The 229-nt window shown below is 38.0% G+C and carries 1 pseudogene; it reads right to left on the bottom strand.

The window, feature by feature from the left end:
• Nucleotides 1-229: pseudogene (locus tag ACY2RS_RS16050) on the bottom strand (IMP dehydrogenase); the annotation flags it as partial.

Below are 229 nucleotides of genomic sequence, written 5' to 3'. Positions count from 1 at the left end.
GTTGGCTTTAACGTAAGCTTTGTAATATCTCTAAAAGTCATTCATCCTCACCCAGTCCCATCTTCTTCTACAACGGGTAATTTTTCAATTTTGTTTTCTTGTCAAATAGCTTCTGCTTCTTGCAATGACGTACCTTTAGCAACCGTAACCCAGTTTTCTGAAGTCATAATATCCTCCAGTTTTCTTTCGTAGTTTTTCTCAAATCGCACATCGCGATTGGTGACAATAC

The sequence above is a fragment of the Patiriisocius sp. 208BN25-11 genome, from assembly GCF_058147145.1.
This window is presented reverse-complemented; position numbering and strand designations above follow the sequence as displayed.